At 36.6% G+C, this 19,388-nt stretch carries 16 protein-coding genes, 1 pseudogene and 1 other annotated feature; of the genes and pseudogenes, 7 read left to right on the top strand and 10 right to left on the bottom strand.

The features are described 5' to 3' along the window. The 5 genes from BM211_RS23990 to BM211_RS23970 form a co-directional block, all read left to right on the top strand. Window positions 1–1,599: spore germination protein (locus BM211_RS23990; protein WP_090999939.1), on the top strand; the 1,599-nt coding region annotated here is incomplete at its 5' end. A gap of 16 nt (window positions 1,600–1,615) precedes the next feature. Then, window positions 1,616–2,710: a GerAB/ArcD/ProY family transporter gene (locus BM211_RS23985; protein ID WP_035436063.1), complete on the top strand. Its 1,095-nt coding sequence runs from the start codon at window positions 1,616–1,618 to the stop codon at window positions 2,708–2,710. Then, window positions 2,686–3,792, top strand: coding sequence for a Ger(x)C family spore germination protein (locus BM211_RS23980; protein WP_035436065.1), 1,107 nt, complete (start codon window positions 2,686–2,688; stop codon window positions 3,790–3,792). The genes BM211_RS23985 and BM211_RS23980 overlap by 25 nt, the downstream gene beginning before the upstream one ends. Window positions 3,793–3,908: 116 nt before the next feature. Beyond that, a complete protein-coding gene (locus BM211_RS23975; protein WP_035436067.1) occupies window positions 3,909–4,091 on the top strand; it encodes a hypothetical protein in 183 nt (60 codons plus the stop codon). Between the two features lie 85 nt (window positions 4,092–4,176). Next, entirely contained in the window at window positions 4,177–4,593 is a 417-nt protein-coding gene (locus tag BM211_RS23970) for a pyrophosphohydrolase domain-containing protein (protein ID WP_035436070.1), read from the top strand. 243 nt (window positions 4,594–4,836) lie between these two features. Here the strand turns inward: BM211_RS23970 and BM211_RS23960 are convergent, their stop codons facing one another. The 3 genes from BM211_RS23960 to BM211_RS23950 all read right to left on the bottom strand — a co-directional run bounded on the left by BM211_RS23960 (window position 4,837) and on the right by BM211_RS23950 (window position 9,144). Continuing rightward, window positions 4,837–5,112 (bottom strand): hypothetical protein, encoded by a 276-nt coding sequence (locus BM211_RS23960; protein ID WP_218160825.1) that lies wholly within the window; start codon window positions 5,110–5,112, stop codon window positions 4,837–4,839. 100 nt (window positions 5,113–5,212) lie between these two features. Further along, complete coding sequence (gene leuS, locus BM211_RS23955; protein WP_090999937.1) at window positions 5,213–7,621, bottom strand: leucine--tRNA ligase; 2,409 nt, start codon at window positions 7,619–7,621, stop codon at window positions 5,213–5,215. Between the two features lie 68 nt (window positions 7,622–7,689). Further along, window positions 7,690–7,903, bottom strand: a binding site (T-box leader). A gap of 50 nt (window positions 7,904–7,953) precedes the next feature. Continuing rightward, window positions 7,954–9,144 carry an MDR family MFS transporter gene (locus tag BM211_RS23950; RefSeq protein WP_090999935.1) on the bottom strand — a complete coding sequence of 397 codons (1,191 nt, stop codon included), beginning with the start codon at window positions 9,142–9,144 and terminating at the stop codon, window positions 7,954–7,956. 430 nt (window positions 9,145–9,574) lie between these two features. On the opposite strand from BM211_RS23950, the gene BM211_RS23945 reads away from it, so the two are divergent. After that, window positions 9,575–10,318, top strand: a complete 744-nt coding sequence (locus BM211_RS23945; protein WP_035436076.1) for a hypothetical protein — start codon at window positions 9,575–9,577, stop codon at window positions 10,316–10,318. A gap of 174 nt (window positions 10,319–10,492) precedes the next feature. Here BM211_RS23945 and BM211_RS23940 read toward each other — a convergent pair whose 3' ends face one another. The 4 genes from BM211_RS23940 to BM211_RS23925 all read right to left on the bottom strand — a co-directional run bounded on the left by BM211_RS23940 (window position 10,493) and on the right by BM211_RS23925 (window position 14,093). Beyond that, window positions 10,493–11,365, bottom strand: coding sequence for an ABC transporter permease (locus tag BM211_RS23940; RefSeq protein ID WP_090999933.1), 873 nt, complete (start codon window positions 11,363–11,365; stop codon window positions 10,493–10,495). Next, a complete protein-coding gene (locus tag BM211_RS23935) occupies window positions 11,337–12,302 on the bottom strand; it encodes an ABC transporter ATP-binding protein (RefSeq protein WP_090999931.1) in 966 nt (321 codons plus the stop codon). The genes BM211_RS23940 and BM211_RS23935 overlap by 29 nt, the downstream gene beginning before the upstream one ends. 66 nt (window positions 12,303–12,368) lie before the next feature. After that, window positions 12,369–13,544, bottom strand: a complete 1,176-nt coding sequence (locus BM211_RS23930) for an anti-sigma factor family protein (RefSeq protein WP_090999929.1) — start codon at window positions 13,542–13,544, stop codon at window positions 12,369–12,371. 3 nt (window positions 13,545–13,547) lie between these two features. Beyond that, window positions 13,548–14,093, bottom strand: a complete 546-nt coding sequence (locus BM211_RS23925) for an RNA polymerase sigma factor SigX (protein WP_081904949.1) — start codon at window positions 14,091–14,093, stop codon at window positions 13,548–13,550. A 342-nt stretch (window positions 14,094–14,435) separates the two neighbouring features. Between BM211_RS23925 and BM211_RS23915 the strand changes: the two genes are divergently transcribed. After that, entirely contained in the window at window positions 14,436–14,864 is a 429-nt protein-coding gene (locus BM211_RS23915; protein ID WP_035436085.1) for a DUF5412 domain-containing protein, read from the top strand. 336 nt (window positions 14,865–15,200) lie between these two features. On the opposite strand, the gene BM211_RS23910 is transcribed toward BM211_RS23915, so the two are convergent. From BM211_RS23910 to BM211_RS23900, 3 genes and pseudogenes are all read right to left on the bottom strand, one after another. After that, entirely contained in the window at window positions 15,201–17,837 is a 2,637-nt protein-coding gene (locus BM211_RS23910; protein WP_090999927.1) for a collagenase ColA, read from the bottom strand. Window positions 17,838–18,488: 651 nt separating this feature from the next. After that, window positions 18,489–18,941: a hypothetical protein gene (locus BM211_RS23905; RefSeq protein ID WP_090999925.1), complete on the bottom strand. Its 453-nt coding sequence runs from the start codon at window positions 18,939–18,941 to the stop codon at window positions 18,489–18,491. A gap of 104 nt (window positions 18,942–19,045) precedes the next feature. After that, window positions 19,046–19,388 (bottom strand): annotated as a pseudogene (locus tag BM211_RS23900) (zinc ribbon domain-containing protein); the annotation flags it as partial.

Genomic DNA, 19,388 nt, shown 5'->3' with positions numbered 1-19,388 from the left:
AATAAACAGCAAGAAAACCAACAGCAGGATCAAAACAACAAGCAGCAGACAAACCAGCAACAAACTCAAAACAACAAGCAGCAAGCAAACCAACAATCAAAGCAAAGTCAAAACAACATTTTCGATTTTAGTAAGCCAGAGCACGAAACCGCTCATTCACTACAAGAATTGATCCAAAAATTACGAGAATCAAGCGACTTTGTTCACTATCATACTTCTGAAGACCCTACTAAACCGTATTGGATTTCATATTTTCGTACGTCAATGGATGGTATGAGATTACAGAATTATTTAATGCCTGCTTTATTGCATCATACTGCACCAACATTAGAAGAAGTAAAAGCAATGATTCCAATCAGCGGACTCATTATTACAAGTGACGTAAAAAAAATTGAAGAAATGGTTTTAAAGGGGCATGCTATCATTCAACTACAAGAACATGATACGGAATGTCTACTTGCAAACATTGCAATTGAAAAATATAGATTACCAACTATACCATTTAACGAATCAACAGTTATAGGACCGCAAGAAGGATTCGTAGAGGATATCGACACAAACATTAATCTTGTTCGAAAACGGTTGCCAGTTCTTGAATTAAAAACAAAAGAACTATTAGTTGGAGAATTATCCAAAACGAAAGTCGTTATCATGTATTTAAGCAATGTAGCAGAAAAAGAAAATGTTACATATTTAGAAGATATCTTAAACACAATTAAGTATGAACAAATTAATGATAGCTATTATATTCCCCAGCTCATGGGTAATACATCTATTTTCCCAACATTTATTAATACAGAACGGGCTGATCGTGTCAGCAACGGGCTCATTGATGGAAAAATTGCTACATTTGTTGATGGCTCACCAAATGTTTTGTTATCACCTGTATCTCTACTGGATTTCTTCATCTCTCCAGAGGATTACAGCGTGTCATGGTTTTATGCAACTTTTTCCCGTTTATTACGTTTTGTCGCAGTTACGTTTTCCATTTGTGCAACGCCCCTATATGTAGCTGTGCTTAGTTATCACTATGAATTAATTCCAAGTGATTTGCTGGAGACATTAATTTTATCGCGGGCACAAGTACCATTTCCGCCTATAATAGAGGCCATTTTCCTAGAGTTAGCTATTGATCTTCTTCGGGAAGCAGGAGCACGATTACCAGTGAAAGTCGGGCAAACGCTCGGCATTGTAGGCGGTATCGTAATTGGACAAGCGTCTGTCCAAGCAGGATTAACAAGTAATATTTTGCTAATCATTGTCGCTTTATCTGCGCTTGCATCGTTTATTACACCGATTTATCAAATGGGCAATGCCGTTCGTTTACTTCGCTTTCCCTTTCTCATACTTGCTGAGTTATGGGGATTATTTGGAATTTCTTTAGGATTTATCTTTCTATTAACACGGCTTTTTCGATTATCATCTCTTCGAAAGCCGTATGGGTTTGTTTATCCATTTCGCAAGCAGTCGACGAAAGACTCTTTCGTACGAATGCCATTATCTAAAATAGATAAGCGCGGCGTTCAAGCAAGGCCACAACATGCTGGGCGTTATATAAAGGAAGTGTTTCAAAAACGGATGACAGATTTCGATGAGTAAAAAGTGAGGAGCGCATATGAGTACAGTTAAAATCAACTATAAAGTATCTCCCATTTTTGTTTTTTTCTTAGTCCATAGCGCGCAATTTGGTGTTGGTGTTCTTGGATTTGCACGTGTTATTGCAAAAGCGGCCGGATACGATGCATGGATGGGCGTTATTATTGCAGGTATCATCATTCATATTATTATGTGGATGATTTACTATTTATTAGAAAGTATAAATGGAAATTTGATTACATTGCATCATCATCTATTCGGAAAACGGATAGGAAATGCATTCAATCTAATCTTTATGGCATATTTCTTTCTTGTCAGTGTCTCCGTTATGCGCACATACGTAGAGATTATTCAAGTTTGGATGTTCCCAACGGCAGCTACATGGAAAGTAACAATCTTTTTATCCATACTTAGTTATTACATTATTTCATCTGGCTTTCGGGTTATGACCGGCATTTGTGTCATTTCTGTTATTGCTACATGTGGATATATCATGCAGCTATTTATAGTTATTAAATATGCAAATTTCGGAAACCTGCTTCCTATATTTTCTCATTCTTTTGGAGATATTTTAAAAGCGGCTCAAGCATCAACTTATACAATGATTAGTTTTGAAGTTATTTTGATGATGTATCCCTTTATCAAAACGCCTGAGAAATCTCATAAATTTGCACAATATGGTATTTTATTTTCTAACTTTTTATATTTATTAAGTACAATCCTTGCTTTTACATTCTTTAGCGAAAAACAATTGTCAAAAACAATTTGGTCGCAGCTATCGATCACACAAGTCATTCACCTTCCTTTCATCGAGCGCCTAGAATATATTGCGATTTCTGGCTATGCACTCATTGTCATTACAAGTATTATCTTACCATTATGGGCTGCAACAAGAGGATTATACGAAGTCTTTCATGTCAAACAAAAGTACATATTAATTTCTTTATTATTTATAACTGTCGTCATTTCACAACTCCTAACCGAACGCCATGACATCAATAATTTTATTACTTATATCTCCAAAGCAAGCTTTTGGCTTGTTTTTGTGTACATCCCAATCTTATTTCTCATAATGTGGGTGAAAAAGAAATGGAAAACTTTAAGAAGCAAGTAATATTCCTTTTTTGTTTATGCTTATTTTTGACAACAGCATGTGTCCCAAAAAGTATCATTGACGACATTAGCCTCATTCAAGGTGCTGTTTTCGATGTCGCTCCAAATACAGATTCAAACCGTGAAAGATTACAAGTGACTTACGTTTGTCCAATTCAGAGAAAAGGGAACAAAGTACAAGTACTTCAAGGCTACGGAAATACAATTAAACAAGTGAAAACAACAACCTCTTTAGAATCGGGACAACCTCTTGCAAGCGGGCAAATACGCGTTACTCTTTTCACAGAAAAATTAGCTAAAAAAGGCCTTTCTAGTGTATTTGATACGCTGATTCGCGATGTGAATATTGGAAACTTAGTATATATTGGTATCCTTGAAGGAGGCGGCAATGGAGAAGGCAAAAAACTTTTATTAGGCAAATACAACACTGCTTCTAACGTAGCAATCTATATCAAAAAAATGTTAGAACAGAATATGAAATCAGGTGACGTACCAAGCGATAATTTATACATGCAAACTTTCCGATATTATCGTGAAGGTCAAGATACATATATGCCTATATTAAAAAAGAAAAAGAACAGCATTAAAATTACCAGTATAGCTCTTTTCAAACAAGATAGATATGTGGGAAAAGTAGAAGAAAAAGATATGTTTCTTCTTAAAACGCTGCTCGATAAAAGTCAACTCGACTCACATGAATTTAAAACAAAGTTAGGCTACACAACGATTAACAACATTCGTTCCTCTCCTTCTTATCATGTATATGTAAAGGACGGAAAGCCTTCCTTTATTATTCACGTAAAAATGGCAGCTCGTATTCAGGAAATTTCGAAGCATACCAACTTAGAAAACAAAAAAAATGTAGAAAAAATACGAAAAGACATTGTAAAGAGTTTGAATACAGATGGAGAAAAATTAGTAAAAAAGCTTCAATCTCTAGGTGCAGATCCACTCGCTTTAGGTGCGAGATTTAAACAGCACTACCGACCGTTTCAATTAAAGGAATGGAGAAAAATGTACAAAGACGTTCCTGTAAAAGTACAATATGATGTTGATATTACAAATTCAGGAGTTATTGAATAAATATTTCATCCTCTTTCCTAATTCGAAACCGGAAAGAGGCTTCCCCTCAAAATGGCTTTTCATATTACATTTCATTCCATATACTAAAGGGTAAGAGTTTTAAACGGGGGGATCTCATGCCTAAAAAATTAATAAAGCCTATGTTACATATCATTCTCTTTTGTACTGTCTTTTTATTTGCTCATACCTATTTAAAAAATGCCTCGCTTACTCGTTATCTCCTTGTAACAGTGCCAATTCTTATCATTGGAATGTTTGGAATAGATATCGCGTTATCCTTAATAGAAAAAAAGGAATAGCATTTATAAAAGTAGAATGTACACTGCCCTAATCAAAATCATGTTACAATAACAATCGGACAAAAACGAGAGAGGATGAAACAACATGACAAACGAAAAGGGTTTAGATAAAGGTTACGAACTTGTTGCGAAAATGCATGAAGTATTCGGTCACCCAGTTGCAGATGCACCAACAAAATTAACAGAAGAGCGTGCAAAAATTCGTGCGAGCTTCATGCAAGAAGAACTAGAAGAGTTCTTAGAAGCAAACACAGTGGAAGACCAATATGATGCACTAATTGACTTAATTTATTTTGCATTTGGAACATTTGCTGAAATGGGTGTACGCCCTGATAAAGGATTTGAAATTGTTAATAATGCAAACATGGCAAAATTATTCCCAGACGGTAAACCACGCTTCCGCGAAGGTGACGGCAAAATTTTAAAACCTGAAGGATGGGAAGCACCAGAACCACAACTTCGTGCGGAAATCGAGCGTCAGCGTCAAGAAGCAAAAAAATAATATATGATTTCCATTTGAAAAGGAGCCACCTGTTAAATGGCTCCTTTTCTCTATTTCTTTTTCGAATCTCCCATTTGGGGTTGCTTTCCTTTCGAAGCATTTGTATCGAAATTAGGCTGTCTTTGACCAGTATTGTTACTTCTACCTTTTCCCATATGTAACACCTCCTTCTTTTTTATCATTCCCAATTAAAAAATCTCCTTGCATGGAAGGAGATTTTACATAATTGATTAATTTTACATTTTATTGGCCTTGATACGGCGTTCCATAATGATGGCCATGATGATGATGATGTGGGTGATAAATAACATGTTGATAGCCATGATAATGGTGGTGATGTGGATGATATGGATGATACCCTACATGATGATAGCCATAAGGATATCCTCCATGTGGATAATGCCCTACTTGTGCCGGTGGAAATCCCCCCATACCGTATGGATTCGGCATTTGTCGTTGTTCATTATAATTCATTCGATTCACCTTCTTCTTCACGATTGGCTTTGCCTTAGTTATCATATTGCGAAAAGGAAAATAGGTGTTTGTCTTCTCTAAAATTGAGTTCTTCCATCCCGTATAAAACATAAAAAGAGCACCTAAAAACAGGTGCTCTTTCTCATTAGTTTGCTACGATATTTACAAGTTTTCCAGGAACAACAATTACTTTACGAACTGTTTTCCCTTCAATTTGTTCTTTAATTGCTTCAACTGCAAGTTGTTCCATTTCTTCTTTTGATGCGTCTTTTTTCATTGTTAACTTCGCACGTACTTTACCCATGACTTGAACAACGATTTCCACTTCATCTTCTACAAGTTTAGACTCATCAAATGTTGGCCAGCTTACATATGAAACTGTTTCGTTATATCCAAGCTTGCTCCATAGTTCTTCCGCAACGTGCGGTGCAACTGGCGCTAGCATTTTCACGAAACCTTCTACATATTCTTTCGGAAGTGTTTCTGCTTTATATGCATCGTTAATGAATACCATCATTTGAGAAATTGCAGTGTTAAAGCGAAGCTCTTCATAGTCTTCTGTTACTTTCTTCACTGTTTGGTGATATACTTTTTCAAGATTTTTGTTTGGTGCATCTGTAATTTTCTCGCTTAGTTCACCGTTATCTTGAACAAATAGACGCCATACACGATCTAAGAAACGACGTGCTCCGTCAAGACCATTTTCAGACCAAGCAATGGAAGCATCTAATGGTCCCATAAACATTTCGTATAAACGAAGTGTATCTGCACCGTGGCTTGCTACGATATCATCAGGATTTACAACGTTACCTTTTGATTTACTCATTTTCTCGTTGTTTTCTCCTAAAATCATACCTTGGTTAAATAGTTGTTGGAACGGCTCTTTCGTTGGAACTACACCGATATCATATAATACTTTATGCCAGAAGCGCGCATATAGTAAGTGAAGTACCGCATGCTCCGCACCGCCAATGTAAATATCAACTGGAAGCCATTGTTTTACTTTTTCAGGATCTACAAGTGCTTCGCTGTTGTTTGGATCAATGTAGCGCAGGTAATACCAGCAGCTACCTGCCCATTGCGGCATTGTGTTTGTTTCACGGCGACCTTTTTTACCAGTCTCAGGGTCAACCACATTTACCCACTCATCAATGTTCGCAAGTGGAGATTCACCTGTACCAGATGGACGAATGTTCTCTGTTTTCGGAAGAACTAATGGTAATTCTTCATCTTTCACAGCTGTCATTGTGCCATCTTCCCAATGGATAACTGGAATTGGCTCACCCCAGTAACGTTGACGGCTGAATAACCAGTCACGAAGACGATATGTTACTTTTTGATTTCCTGCACTTGTTACTTCAAGCCATTCAATCATTTTCACAATTGCTGCTTCTTTATTTAATCCATCTAGGAATGCAGAGTTAATGTGTGCACCATCACCTGTATGTGCTTCTTTCGTAATGTCTCCGCCTTCTACAACTTCTTTCATAGGAAGATCAAATGTTTTCGCAAACTCATAATCACGCTCATCATGCGCTGGAACCGCCATTACTGCACCTGTTCCATAGCTTGCAAGCACATAGTCAGCGATCCAGATTGGTAATTTTTCACCGTTTACTGGGTTAATCGCATAAGCACCTGTGAATACACCTGTTTTTTCTTTCGCAAGCTCTGTACGCTCTAAATCACTCTTCGCTTTTACAGAATCAATATAAGCTTCTACTGCTTCTTTTTGCTTCTCTGTTGTAATTTCGGCAACAAGTGCGTGTTCTGGAGCCAGTACACAGTACGTTGCACCGAATAATGTATCCGGACGTGTTGTAAATACAGTAAATTTCTCATCTGTACCGTTGATAGCGAAGTGAACTTCTGCACCTTCAGAACGACCAATCCAGTTGCGCTGCATATCTTTTAAGCTCTCTGGCCAATCAAGCTCATCTAAGTCTTCTAGTAGACGATCTGCATAAGCTGTAATTTTCAGCATCCATTGTCTCATTGGACGACGCTCAACAGGATGTCCGCCGCGCTCACTCACGCCATCGATTACTTCTTCGTTCGCAAGTACAGTACCAAGTGCTGGGCACCAGTTTACAGGGATTTCATCTACGTAAGCTAATCCTTTTTCAAATAGCTGTAAGAAGATCCATTGTGTCCATTTGTAGTAGTTTGGATCTGTCGTATTTACTTCACGGTCCCAATCGTAAGAGAAGCCTAATGCTTTAATTTGATTACGGAACGTGTTAATGTTTTTCTCTGTAAATTCTGCTGGGCTATTTCCAGTATCAAGTGCATATTGCTCTGCTGGAAGACCGAATGCATCCCATCCCATTGGATGAAGAACGTTGTAACCTTGCATACGTTTCATACGAGATAAAATATCCGTTGCTGTATATCCTTCTGGATGCCCTACGTGCAGCCCTGCACCTGATGGATATGGGAACATATCTAGTGCGTAAAATTTTGGTTTGTCTGTTTCATCTGGCGTACGGAATGTTTTGTTTTCTTCCCAATACGCTTGCCACTTCTTTTCAATTTCTTGATGATTGAAGCTCATGAAATACCCTCCATTCAAATTTTCTATATTTTTTCACCGCCAAAAATACAAAAAACCCCTCATCCCAGAAAAGGGACGAGAGGTTATATTCCCGCGGTACCACCCTAAATTAATGTAATAATACATTCGCTTAGATCCGTAACGTGGATAAACGGCAATTGCTACTTTGTTTCACAACTGCAACTCAAAGGCGAGTTCATAACGAAACGTGGATTGACTTGCACCGACCGTCAACTCTCTAAACCAGCTTCTATTACTACTACTCCTTCTCACTGTTATTACATATGAGTTATTTAAAGTATATTCTAAAACAAGTTGCATGTTCCGTCAAACTAAACTGCAATTTTTTCTTCTGCTTCTTCAACACGTACTTTCTTATCATACATACTCGTTGCGATAATAGCTACTACAAGCATGACCATAATCGCTATAAACAATACTTCCATATTATACAAATCTACAATTGCGCCGCCAACAACCGGTCCAAACATCTTCCCAACAGTCGCTGCGCTATTTACAACACCTTGATAGAAACCGATTTTATCCTTTGGTGCAAGGATATTCGCAATCGTTGGCACAGCTGGCCAGACAAATAATTCACCAATTGTTAATGTCACCATTGCGACAAGGAACATTGTAAATTGCTGCGCTTGACTTAACACGATAAACGACACTGCGAAAATACCAATTCCAATCATAATTTGTTGTTTTAAAGAACGTTTCATCGCGCGAATAATCATACTTATTAATGGCTGTGCACAAACAATCATCGCTCCGTTGATCGTCCATAATAAACTATAATGACGAAGACTAATATTCAGCTCCTGCATGTGCGTCGCAATCGCTCCTTGCCACTGTACATACGTAACCCAGCATAAAGCATATGCTACACATACAATAAGAAGCGCCTTGAATTCTAGTGTAAGTGGCCAACCATTTTTCGTTTTTTCTTTTACTGCTACACGTTTCTCTTTCTTATCCTCCATACCACGGAAGCCAATAAAAGCGATTAAGAAGAAAATAAAGTATAAAATAAAGTTCGCTAAGAAAATATAATCGAAGCGATAAGAAGCAACTAAACCACCACACGCCGTCCCAACAGCGATCCCGACGTTTTGTCCAACATACATCGCATTAAATGCTCTTCGGCCGCCTTCTGGCCAAACCGATCCGACCATCGCATACATCGCCGGAAAGACCATTCCAGAACCAAATCCAATTAACGCAAGCCATACAATATAAAATGGCCAGCCATGGAAAAATACAAGACCTAAAATTGATAATAATGTAATTACAATTCCAACTAAAATGGACTTATATCCGCCCCATTTATCAAATAAAACACCGCCGAGTAAATTACCAATTACTCCTGTTAACGAGTTAATCATTAATACCATTCCAGCCACAGATAATGATTTGCCTAAATGATCATGTAAATAAATCGTATTAAAAGGCCATAAAAAAGAAGCACCCGTGACATTAATAATCATCCCGGCTACTAATAGCCATACTTTCCTTGGCATATTTCCCCTCCTATTCTATTTTTTCGTTCCTATATAACAGTAAAATTGTAGTCGTTTTTAAATAAGAAGGCAACTGATTAATAGTTAGTGACATTCAGATAATGAGATGTAAACTATATAAATATAGGTTAAAAGACTAACATAAAAGCCTTTTCTTTTTAGGTGGGCGAGAGCGTCTGGCCATGCATAGAAGCGGTTAGGGCCTTTTTTTGCCACATGCAATGGTTTAAAACAAAGGGAGCAAACAAGTGCAGGTCATAATGTATTCTGCATAGCAGCAACTTATATGTCGAAAAATTTTAAAAATAATTACCGAAGGGTTTTTACTTCGAAATACCGTTTTATACAAACCAAATACAAATATGGTGTATTATAGAAGAAATTAAAGATAATGTAATGACATACAAATATTTATATTAGGGGAAAAATTATGAAAAAAGCTCGTTTTTATTTTATTTTTGCTTTCATCTTACTCACTCTTTCTTGTATTCCGATGTTTCATATACTAAGAGAGTTATGGATTGTAACAAAAATAGAAAACACTTATGAAATACACGAAGCCTATATAGATAAAGATGGATTTGAAAGTTCATTAGATGTCCAAGAATTAAATGTGAATGGCATCAATCTTAAAATAGAGGAAGAAAAAACAAATAAACTAGCACCACTTACTATTTTTGATGCAGAAGAAAACGTTCCTCCTGGTGAAATCGTTAAGATTCATCTTTTTATAAATAATAAAGAAGTTTCTATCCCTGATGAGATATGGCTCTCCAATCGACAAAAAGGTGGAAAGTATTTTTCATGGTTAGATGTATTAACCGTAAAAAACAAACGAACTGATGAACAGCAAGTTTATTTTGTGCAGAGATTAACAAATGATCATGATCCTATGAAAAAAAGAAAATGGAAAATTATTTGTATCAATCAAGATGGCACTTCTTTCGAAAAACGCTTCACTTATGCCGAACGAAGTAATCATAATCTTGGTGTAGAACTTATTAATTTCTCGGATACGGGTTTAATGTCGATGGGGCATCATTCAGACATAATGGGAGCATATCCAAACGTGTTCTTTCCTTTACTTTATCCAATACTCACATGTTTATTAGGCGTTATATTGCTAATTATAGCAATTGTATTAAGAATAAATAAGAAAAAAATTCATAGTTAAAGCTCCTTCTCTTCAATTGAAGGAGCTTTAACTATGATATATAAAGTGAATCTTCCGCCATTATTTTTTCATCTCCTGCAAATAGTGGAGTAAAGCTTATGCTAATCCAAAAATCAAAATGGTTATTTCTCATACTTTACAGGATTGGGAGAATACACTGAAGTTTCATCCTCCTTATAAATCACGTGATTTAAATGTACGAATCGCTATAAAAATAGCTGCTAACACATAGAAAACAGCATAAACAATCATCATGTTACTCGGCGCTGAAACACTCCCGAACACTCCTTGTGAAGCGATTGATAAAGGGTCGTCTGATGAATCAAATAAATAGATTGTCATTTTACGATACATCGTATCAATTGGGAATAAAAGGCTTGCGATTATGCCCATGTTTACAAGTGCTGTTTTTTGGGCCAATGTACCGATTTGCTCAACAAATCCACCAATAAATCCAGTGCCGTATAAAATAATTAACACAATGCCAGCATTTAATGTTGCCATACGCGTGCTTAGTAATATCGCGATGCTAATTAAAATAACGGGCTGTATTAAAAAAAGAACCAATGCTTTTATAATCTGTGTCGCCGTGAAGTCTAAATGAAACGTACTCCCTCCCATTGTTTGATGAATGAGCACGATACTTATAAACAAAAAAGCTGCGTACGCAATCAGTAACAAGCATAAGCCGATCCATTTCCCCATTAAAAATGAAAAGCGTGAGATTGGCCTCGTTAGCCACGTATCAATTTGATGACTTTCAATTTCATTTGCAATACTGCCAACACTACTTAAAATAGCTAACAACGCAGTAATAAACGAAGAAAAGTATAACCCAATTCCAAGAAGTTGTGTAGAAAAGAAACTCTTACTCATAAAGTCTTGAGCTGACGAAAGACCGTTAGATTCGTTTGGAATGATTTCACCGACAGCATAATGAATGGCCACTCCATAAAATATTAAAAAGGCAAAAGTCATACATAACGTAATGGTAAAAATACGCTTTAACAGAATTTCTTTAAATGATAATTTGGCGATTGTCCACATGCTGCGTCCCCTCTTTCTTATTTACCCAGTACATAAACACATCTTCCAAATGCGGGTGAACCGGATTTAACTGATACACAGGAATGTGTAGTGATACAAATACTTCTAACAATCTAGGAATGTCATTTTCTTGTTGCAAAGTTATAATCCAACGTTTACGATTTTGCTGTTCTTCTATCTTCCTTACATTTTTAATAAACGGAGGCAGTTGTTTAAAGAATAATTCGCTCTTTTCACCAAGTGTTACTTCAACTTCTGTTTGGATCATCATTAATGAGCGCCAATCTCCTTGTATAATTAGCTCTCCCTTATTAATAATCGCCACATGATCACATACATGTTCAATTTCATTTAATAGATGGCTGTTTAAAAATACTGTCTTTCCTTGGTCCCGAAGCTCTTCCATTAGATGACGCACTTCTTTTCGCCCGATTGGATCAAGTGCTGATGTTGGTTCATCTAAAAAAATCAATTCTGGATCAGAAAGCAAGGCACAAGCCAGTCCGATACGTTGCTGCATTCCTTTTGAATAACCGCGAATTTTTTCTTTTTCCCTTCCCTTTAAACCTACTTTTTCAATAACCTCATTCATTTTTGCTTTCCTCTCTCGAAAAGGAAGATCACATAATTTCGCATGCGTTTCAAGTAACTGCCAACCGGTCAGCCAATCAGGATAGCGAAACAACTCCGGTAAATAACCAATGCGCCGTTTTGATTCAATCGTCCCAATCGGCTGTCCTAGCATTTGTGCTGTTCCAGAATCAGGGTGAATTAACCCAAGCATCGTTCGCACAAACGTACTTTTTCCTGCACCGTTAGGACCTATAAATCCGAATACAGTACCGCGCGGCACCTCTAATGAAATGTTGCGGATACCACCTTTTCCGTTATATTGTTTTGTTAAATTCTTTGTTTGAATAATCCAGTCTTGGTTCATTTTTTACCTCCGCTCAATACAGGAACAGAGCCGCCCCCTTTTTGCGGAGCCGCTCTTGTTCAATCATTATTTTAGTTCATTTGCCAGTTTAATAAGATCGTTTGCATTCATATCTTTCCCTTGCCCTTTATGTTGCTCGATCATGTGCATTTTCCCATCTTTCTCCCAAATCAACACGTTTTCATATTCAGCACTATATAAAACGGCCTTTACTCCTTGAACCTTTGTCTCTGATGTTTTTGCATCTTTTGCTACATAAGGAATCGGTAATGTATGTGTCCAATCTTGAATACCTGCAAGTTGTGTTTTCACATTCCCAGGAATAATCGGAAGCTCTAAAACTGTTTTTTGTAATTTCGCAACATCTACACCTTCTGGAACAGAAATTTTTGGTGCATCAATTACATTATAAGAAAAACCACTTGATGCTCGATTGCCCTCAATTTCTATTTGTGTGCGTACTGATTCCGGAACTGTGACCGAAAACTGTTTGCCATTCAAAGCACTCTCAAACTGCGTATTGCTTTGTAGTTGTTTCAACAACTTATTAGCTTTTTCTGTATCGAGTTCAAATTGCATAATAAATGATGGGTTCACATCTACATTCGTTACACGGTATCCATTTGGCACTTTTGGGACAGCATATCCAGCTTCTCTTGCTTGTTGATCCGACTGAAAATGAGCATCTTTTTTGCTTCCATTATCTTTGATTCCTATTTTACCAATTCCTTTAATGGACTTCTCTCCTTCTTCCGTTTTAGAGATCCATCCTTCAATTTCACGTAAGTCCGAATCGGTAAGTTGAACGAACTGTACATCCTTTACTCGAAAAATCGATAACAAGTTACTTGCTCCTGCTCGTACTTCTGGAACTGTTAAAGACACACACACAACTGCTGCTGCCGCTGCTGCAGTAATCCAACGTTTAGATGATTTCTTCATATTCTCCCATCTTCCCTTCTTTTTAATTTCCTCACTGTTTGTTTTTTCCGTCTTATGATTTTGTATATTTTGTTCAAAGGTGTTCCAAGCTCGATCAACGTCGATATCAACATCTTGACCAACGTTTGTGAATTCATCATCCAATACCACTTGTCCCCATTGATTAAGCTTGCTCATTTCTTCTAACTTCTGTTGACATGATTTACATTGGTCAAGATGTTGAATATATTGTTTTCTTTCATCGCGGTTTAACTCTCCATCTAAGTACGCCTGAATAAATCCAATATCTTGGCATTTCATTTGTCACTCCTCCTTTATCCCTCTATACATCTTCCGAAATTTTGCCTTAGCTCGTGCTAGCATTGTTCCAACCGAAGACACTTCCATATGAGTAGCCTCCGCGATTTCTTTATATTGAAACCCTGAAAACTTCATTAATAAGAGGGTACGTTCACGCTCATCCATCTCTTTTAATGTACTTTGTACACGAGTAATTTCTTCTTTTTGAATACATTGTTCTTCCGATGACGGACTGCTAATTGACTGCTTATAATTTGCTTCTTTTTCGATTCTTGCTTGATGCCTTTTTTCAGATCGTAAATAGTTATATGCTGCATAAATAGATGCTTTTGCAAGCCATGCCGATACACTTTCAATTTGTTTCCATTCTGTATGATATAATTGCAAAAATACTTCTTGCGCTAAATCTTCAGCAATTGCTTGCTCTCGCACAATCCTCATAATTTGTCTCACAACGTGAGCATAATATTGTTTAAATACATCTTGAAACTCTATATTGGAAACTGAATCTTGTTCATATATATTTAACAATGAAGCTTTCACCTCCACTCGTTTCTTCCTCCTTATTGGCTACTGTCACTATAAAGAAACCACAAATTTGCGGTTTGTGACAAAAAGATAAAAAATATTTTATCACCCTATGAAAAAAAGAAAAAAGCATTTTTTTTAAATGGGCGAGAGGGACTGGCGATGTATAGGAGCGGTCAGGGCCCTTTCCTGCCACGCGCGAAGTTTTAAAACAAAGAAAGGTAGCAAGGTGCTTTGTCATTTTTGTCTTCGTAGCAGCAATCTATATGCCGAAAACTTCTAAATGAAATGTATAGCTGAATAGTTACAATTTATCCACAAAATGGTACAAAATACATATAACCATTTTTCAAGGAGAAGCAAATGAATACTAAAAAAGCACAAAAAGAAATCAAGAAAACAAAGAGAAAAGTAGGAATTGTATTACTTTCTATGTTGATTATCGGAGTTGGTTTTGTATATTGGAAGTTTTTTAGTTTGCAAGGTGTTCCAACTGGAAAACTAATTCGAACAATTGAGTCCCCAAATGGAGAGTATAAAATTAAAACTTATTTCCATGATGGCGGATCATTAAGTGCAGACGATGTTAGAGGCGAATTAGTCCATCTGAAAACGAATTCTACTAAAACGATATACTGGAATTATCCAGATAAAGATCCATTTGTTGAATGGCTTAATGAAACTACAGTTAAAATTGGAGATCAAACTTTACATATTCCGAAACAAGAAACATATGATTGGCGTGACGATAAAAACCATACGGGAGCATATCCTAAACAATTTATGAAATAAAGTGAAACTTTAATCAGTGGAGGTTTTCTTCATCCCCCACTGATTATTAGTTGAACCAATCGGGCTTTTACGGGCAGTTTATCTCCTACCTAACTTCTTAAGAAAAGCGGAAGCGGCTCGCTCAGAATCGCAGGACGCCCTCGCCCCTGACAGAGAGGCGCTTTTTGCCTCGTCCGAGGGGGCGAAACGACCGGAGGTTCTAGCCGCTGGAGCTGGACAATGCTTCCGCTGAATTTTGAGGTGGGAGTATTACTGCCCACGAATAGCGGGATGAATAAGAATAACCCACAAAGATTTTATTTTCTCTGTGGGTTTTGGCTTTCATTCTTCATTCAACTATTTTACCAGTACTGTATAATTCCCTGTTCCACCGCCATATTTATATACACTCAAGTAATATTTCCCTGGCTTCGCATTATAATTTCCAAGTAATTTATTTCCGTCGCGTTTCGTTGGATAAGCGGCATAATTATTAAGATCTGATTCAGAATATAATACCCAATTCAGTCCAATGTTTTGTTCATTCGTAACGGTAATCTGTAAATCTTTCGGATCCTTTACATCAATAACAAACCGGTCAACTTGATCTTGATCACTTAGGCTTCCTCGTAATAACATGTTCAGAGATAGCGGATTTGCTGTATTAAATTCATTATTCGGTTCTTTTTCTACAGTAGGATCCTCTTCCGTATTCACGCCGCTAAACACAACATCATATTCAACTTGTCCAGCGCTATTCACGCGGTGATTCACGAAATAAGCAGTCAATGTTTTGTATCCGCTCCACTCTTTTTCGGAAAGATGTTTTAGCATATCATTCGTTGCTTGATTCATCGCTTTCCAGTCCTCAGTTTCTCCTTTTGACGCACTTCCTGTATATGTTCCTTGTAGTGTAAATGTATTAAAGAATTGTGATTTATTCTTTGTCACCTTCACATCTTTTAACTTCGCTTCATTTGTAATATCTGCAGTAACATCTGAAAGCGCTTTCTGAGGATGCTGTGCTAAATAATCATCTGATACTTGCGGAATTGTATACTTATCACGATTATTAATCAGCATTTGCATATAAGATTGATAGTCTGCATTTAATTGATTATCTTTACTTAATGCAGAGCGGTATGCATCGTAACCTGGGACATCATTTGCACGAATTAAATCATGTATTTTATCGAACATCTCAGGGCGGTTATTATACATATAAGACTGCAATGCAAATGAATAGTTATAAAAATCCCACGTTCCGTATTTTGCATTTAATGTTTGCTCTGCCGTGTATCGTTTTGCTGGATCATTAGATAATCCGCCAATTATACTTTTTCGCGGTACAACGCTATCTAATCGTGTTGATCCTGCAAAGAACTCCGCATTCCCTTCTTCATACCAAGTCAGACGTTCATTTTGATACAAGTCTCCTTGTCCCCATAGTCCAGGAACTTCGTATCTTCCCTGTAAATAGTGTGTAAATTCATGACGGAATAATTCTTCTAAACTATAAATACTTTGCTGTGGTGTACGTTCATATGTAAAGAACGTTCCGATTCCTTCAATGTAAATACCACCATTATTCGTTTCATAACCATACAATTGACGGTTAAATTGATATTCTTCCGGACTATTGTAGATGACCATTGTTAACACATCATCAGCATGTCCACTTTCGAGCGGCTTATCACTACCAACTGTACGATAAAATTGAGATCGCACTTCTTTTGCCGCCCAGTATAAGCGTTTAACTTTGTCTTCGCTAACTTTATCTCCCGCTTTCAAGACGATTGCTCCGTCATCAAATGTATACGTTTTCGGTAAGTATTTCTTTTTACCATCTTCTCGAATTTGATCTAAATTTATTGTTTTTCCGTTCGCATCTACTCCGCCGTAATTTGTAGTAATTTGATCTGCCGCAACAAAATATTGCTCCCCTAAATATGGATAAATCCGCATCGCTTCTGTAACAACTTGCTGTCCTTTTGTTGGTGTACTATGGAGCTTGCCAAATCGGCCAGCATAGTAAATTCCGTTATTAATTAACCATCCGTTTTTATCTGTTACCGTACCAATTAATGCAAAACGATTGATTTCATTAATAAAACTATCAATGTTTCGATACCACATCGTATCTTTTGGTTCCTTGCCCGTAGTATACATATACGACTGAACTTCATAATCAATTCCTTTCAGCAATTCATATACAGCATTTCCTTTTGTTATGTCTTCAATGAAAGTTGCAAGATTATCGTTATATTGTTTGAAGATTCCACCTGCATATTGAATAACTTCAGCATCAGCTGATGCGTTTCCAATCAGCTTTCCATACAATGAAATAACTTTGTTTTGTTCCGACGTACCAAGTTTAAAATTTGGATTTCTTGCAATCGATTTTAAAGCTGGTAAACATTTATCATGATAGCTACGCTCATTTAGTTTACTTAATTCATCATGATAAAAACCTAAATAAAATGCCGCACGTAGAGTTTCTCCTAATGTCTCAATTCCTTTTGAATCATCTTTCGTATAAGCTTGTCCTTGTTCTACTAGTTTATCAATGATTGCTTGCATCCGGCTATCATCTTGATAAAACTTCAAACTATCATTCGTAAACTGAAATAATTCTGGAATTTGATACCACTTAATCGTAACAAGAAGATCGGTTAATTGTTTATTGCTTAATTGATTCAATTCAGCCATCGAATATTTTTTTTCTTCAGCTAACTGTTTAGCATTCTCGTTTGGCACTAATGGACGCTGCGATAAATCAGCTAACTTTAACCGTTTTGTAAAAGAGCCATTTTCTTGCACGTTCGATGAGTGCGCTAATTCATCAACGGATTTCTGTATTCCTACCGGCTCCATTTGTAATACATTCTTCGTATTTTTTTCTTTTGTCTCTGCTTGAATTTGCAGGCCATTACATGACATCGTAACAAGTCCCACACCAAGCATCAGTTTATAAACCTTTGAGTATTTTACCATGCTATTTTCTCCTTTTTTATAAAATAGTGAAAATTCTGAATTTTTAGTCTAAAAATTTTATATATCTCTCTATTAAAAACAGCTTCCCCCAGTTATGTCCGTAGAATCAGCGGCCTGTATTTTCAATAAGCATTCTCTTATTACAACTACTGCTAAATCCCCCCTCCTTCCACATTTCATACAAGCAAGAACTGTGCCAATATGTATTTTCACAAAATAGACGCATTTTAAGTAGGATTATCAAAAATTTATACACTCATAATTTAGTCATGTATAATTTTTTTGACATAATCCCACTCACATTCTAAAGAAAATAATTCTATTAGAATGAAATGTGTCAAATTATCGAAAAATGTCGAATTAATAAGAATATTGTCTTTTTTTCGTTGATTCATTTTCTTTTTAATGATACACTCATATCATAAAGAAAGAGTAAAATGAAAAAACCCTTCAGCTTTATAGTTTTCCGAAAATTAAGTTTTTCTGACCATTTTACTGTTCACTTCCATGCTTGTGTTTCTCCTACTCTTTCTTTTTAGCGTCCCCCATATCAAGCTACCCTTCTTGATATGGGGGATTTGTGTATAAAATCCTTGTTCATTAAAAAAAGCACTTTTGAAAATTTCACAAGTGCTTTTTAAAGTTAGCAAATTATCGATTCATAAATTGCATTCCTATATCTGTTGCATCTTCTTTATTTAAGTGATAAATCGTTTTGTTTCCAACACATTGAACATATGCTTCAGCATAGTATGGTTCAACGCTAAACAATACTACATGAAATGTAATTCTTTTCCCGTCATCTAGCACAAAATCAATTTTACGGTGGGAAGATTGTTCAAAAAATCTCTTCTTAAAAAATTCTTTTTGCGTTACTACTTTTTTTGAACTGATTAACTTTTGAAACACATCTCTCGCCTCTTGGCCACCATCTGTAATCATCCCCCCAGCAACCGAATCTGTTTCTAGATATGTTACCTTTGAAATCATATCGGGTGTTAGTGCTACTTTATCTTCGTGTTCGATTAAAAAGATATACATAAATAAAGGAACGAATATAAATAATAACCCTAAAATAAATATGCCTATTTTTTTCTTATTCATTTTCTATACCCCCTTGTGTAATCGTAACACAACAAGCCTTTATAACAGTTATGAACACTCCCCCACTTAGCAAAGCTTGAAGTGAGGGTTTCTAACGTTTTGACCTAACGGACGATTAACGTCAGTGGAGTTAACACACTAGCGAGCTGTTCCACGCCTAACCCCTCTATCCCGTTTGTCCATGCATTCGGGACTACTTTTCGTAAAATATTAGCCGCAGCATTTGCATCTGCGTTGATTTCGATTCCTTTCGCAGAACGATACATACCACGCTTCATTCGTTTTCCTGAAAAAGTTGCATTTTGGTCATTTGTTCCATACGTTGGAATGAAGTCATGATCTAGAAAACTTGCTTTTGATGTGTAAGATTCCTCGATTACAACAACTTGAATGCCTACCGCACTCGCTTTGTATGTAATCATTTGAATCAATAAACTATGCGGGATA

This window comes from Bacillus sp. 491mf (assembly GCF_900112415.1).
Lineage (GTDB): Bacteria > Bacillota > Bacilli > Bacillales > Bacillaceae_G > Bacillus_A.
Note: the sequence above shows the minus strand (reverse complement) of the source record. Positions and strands in the feature narration are given on the sequence as shown.

Coding starts and splice junctions, on each gene's coding strand:
- BM211_RS23985 (WP_035436063.1), top strand. CDS start 1,616: ATGAGTACAGTTAAAATCAACTATAAAGTATCTCCCATTTTTGTTTTT.
- BM211_RS23980 (WP_035436065.1), top strand. CDS start 2,686: ATGGAAAACTTTAAGAAGCAAGTAATATTCCTTTTTTGTTTATGCTTA.
- BM211_RS23975 (WP_035436067.1), top strand. CDS start 3,909: ATGCCTAAAAAATTAATAAAGCCTATGTTACATATCATTCTCTTTTGT.
- BM211_RS23970 (WP_035436070.1), top strand. CDS start 4,177: ATGACAAACGAAAAGGGTTTAGATAAAGGTTACGAACTTGTTGCGAAA.
- BM211_RS23960 (WP_218160825.1), bottom strand. CDS start 5,112: ATGATAACTAAGGCAAAGCCAATCGTGAAGAAGAAGGTGAATCGAATG.
- leuS (WP_090999937.1), bottom strand. CDS start 7,621: ATGAGCTTCAATCATCAAGAAATTGAAAAGAAGTGGCAAGCGTATTGG.
- BM211_RS23950 (WP_090999935.1), bottom strand. CDS start 9,144: ATGCCAAGGAAAGTATGGCTATTAGTAGCCGGGATGATTATTAATGTC.
- BM211_RS23945 (WP_035436076.1), top strand. CDS start 9,575: ATGAAAAAAGCTCGTTTTTATTTTATTTTTGCTTTCATCTTACTCACT.
- BM211_RS23940 (WP_090999933.1), bottom strand. CDS start 11,365: ATGTGGACAATCGCCAAATTATCATTTAAAGAAATTCTGTTAAAGCGT.
- BM211_RS23935 (WP_090999931.1), bottom strand. CDS start 12,302: ATGAACCAAGACTGGATTATTCAAACAAAGAATTTAACAAAACAATAT.
- BM211_RS23930 (WP_090999929.1), bottom strand. CDS start 13,544: ATGAAATGCCAAGATATTGGATTTATTCAGGCGTACTTAGATGGAGAG.
- BM211_RS23915 (WP_035436085.1), top strand. CDS start 14,436: ATGAATACTAAAAAAGCACAAAAAGAAATCAAGAAAACAAAGAGAAAA.
- BM211_RS23910 (WP_090999927.1), bottom strand. CDS start 17,837: ATGGTAAAATACTCAAAGGTTTATAAACTGATGCTTGGTGTGGGACTT.
- BM211_RS23905 (WP_090999925.1), bottom strand. CDS start 18,941: ATGAATAAGAAAAAAATAGGCATATTTATTTTAGGGTTATTATTTATA.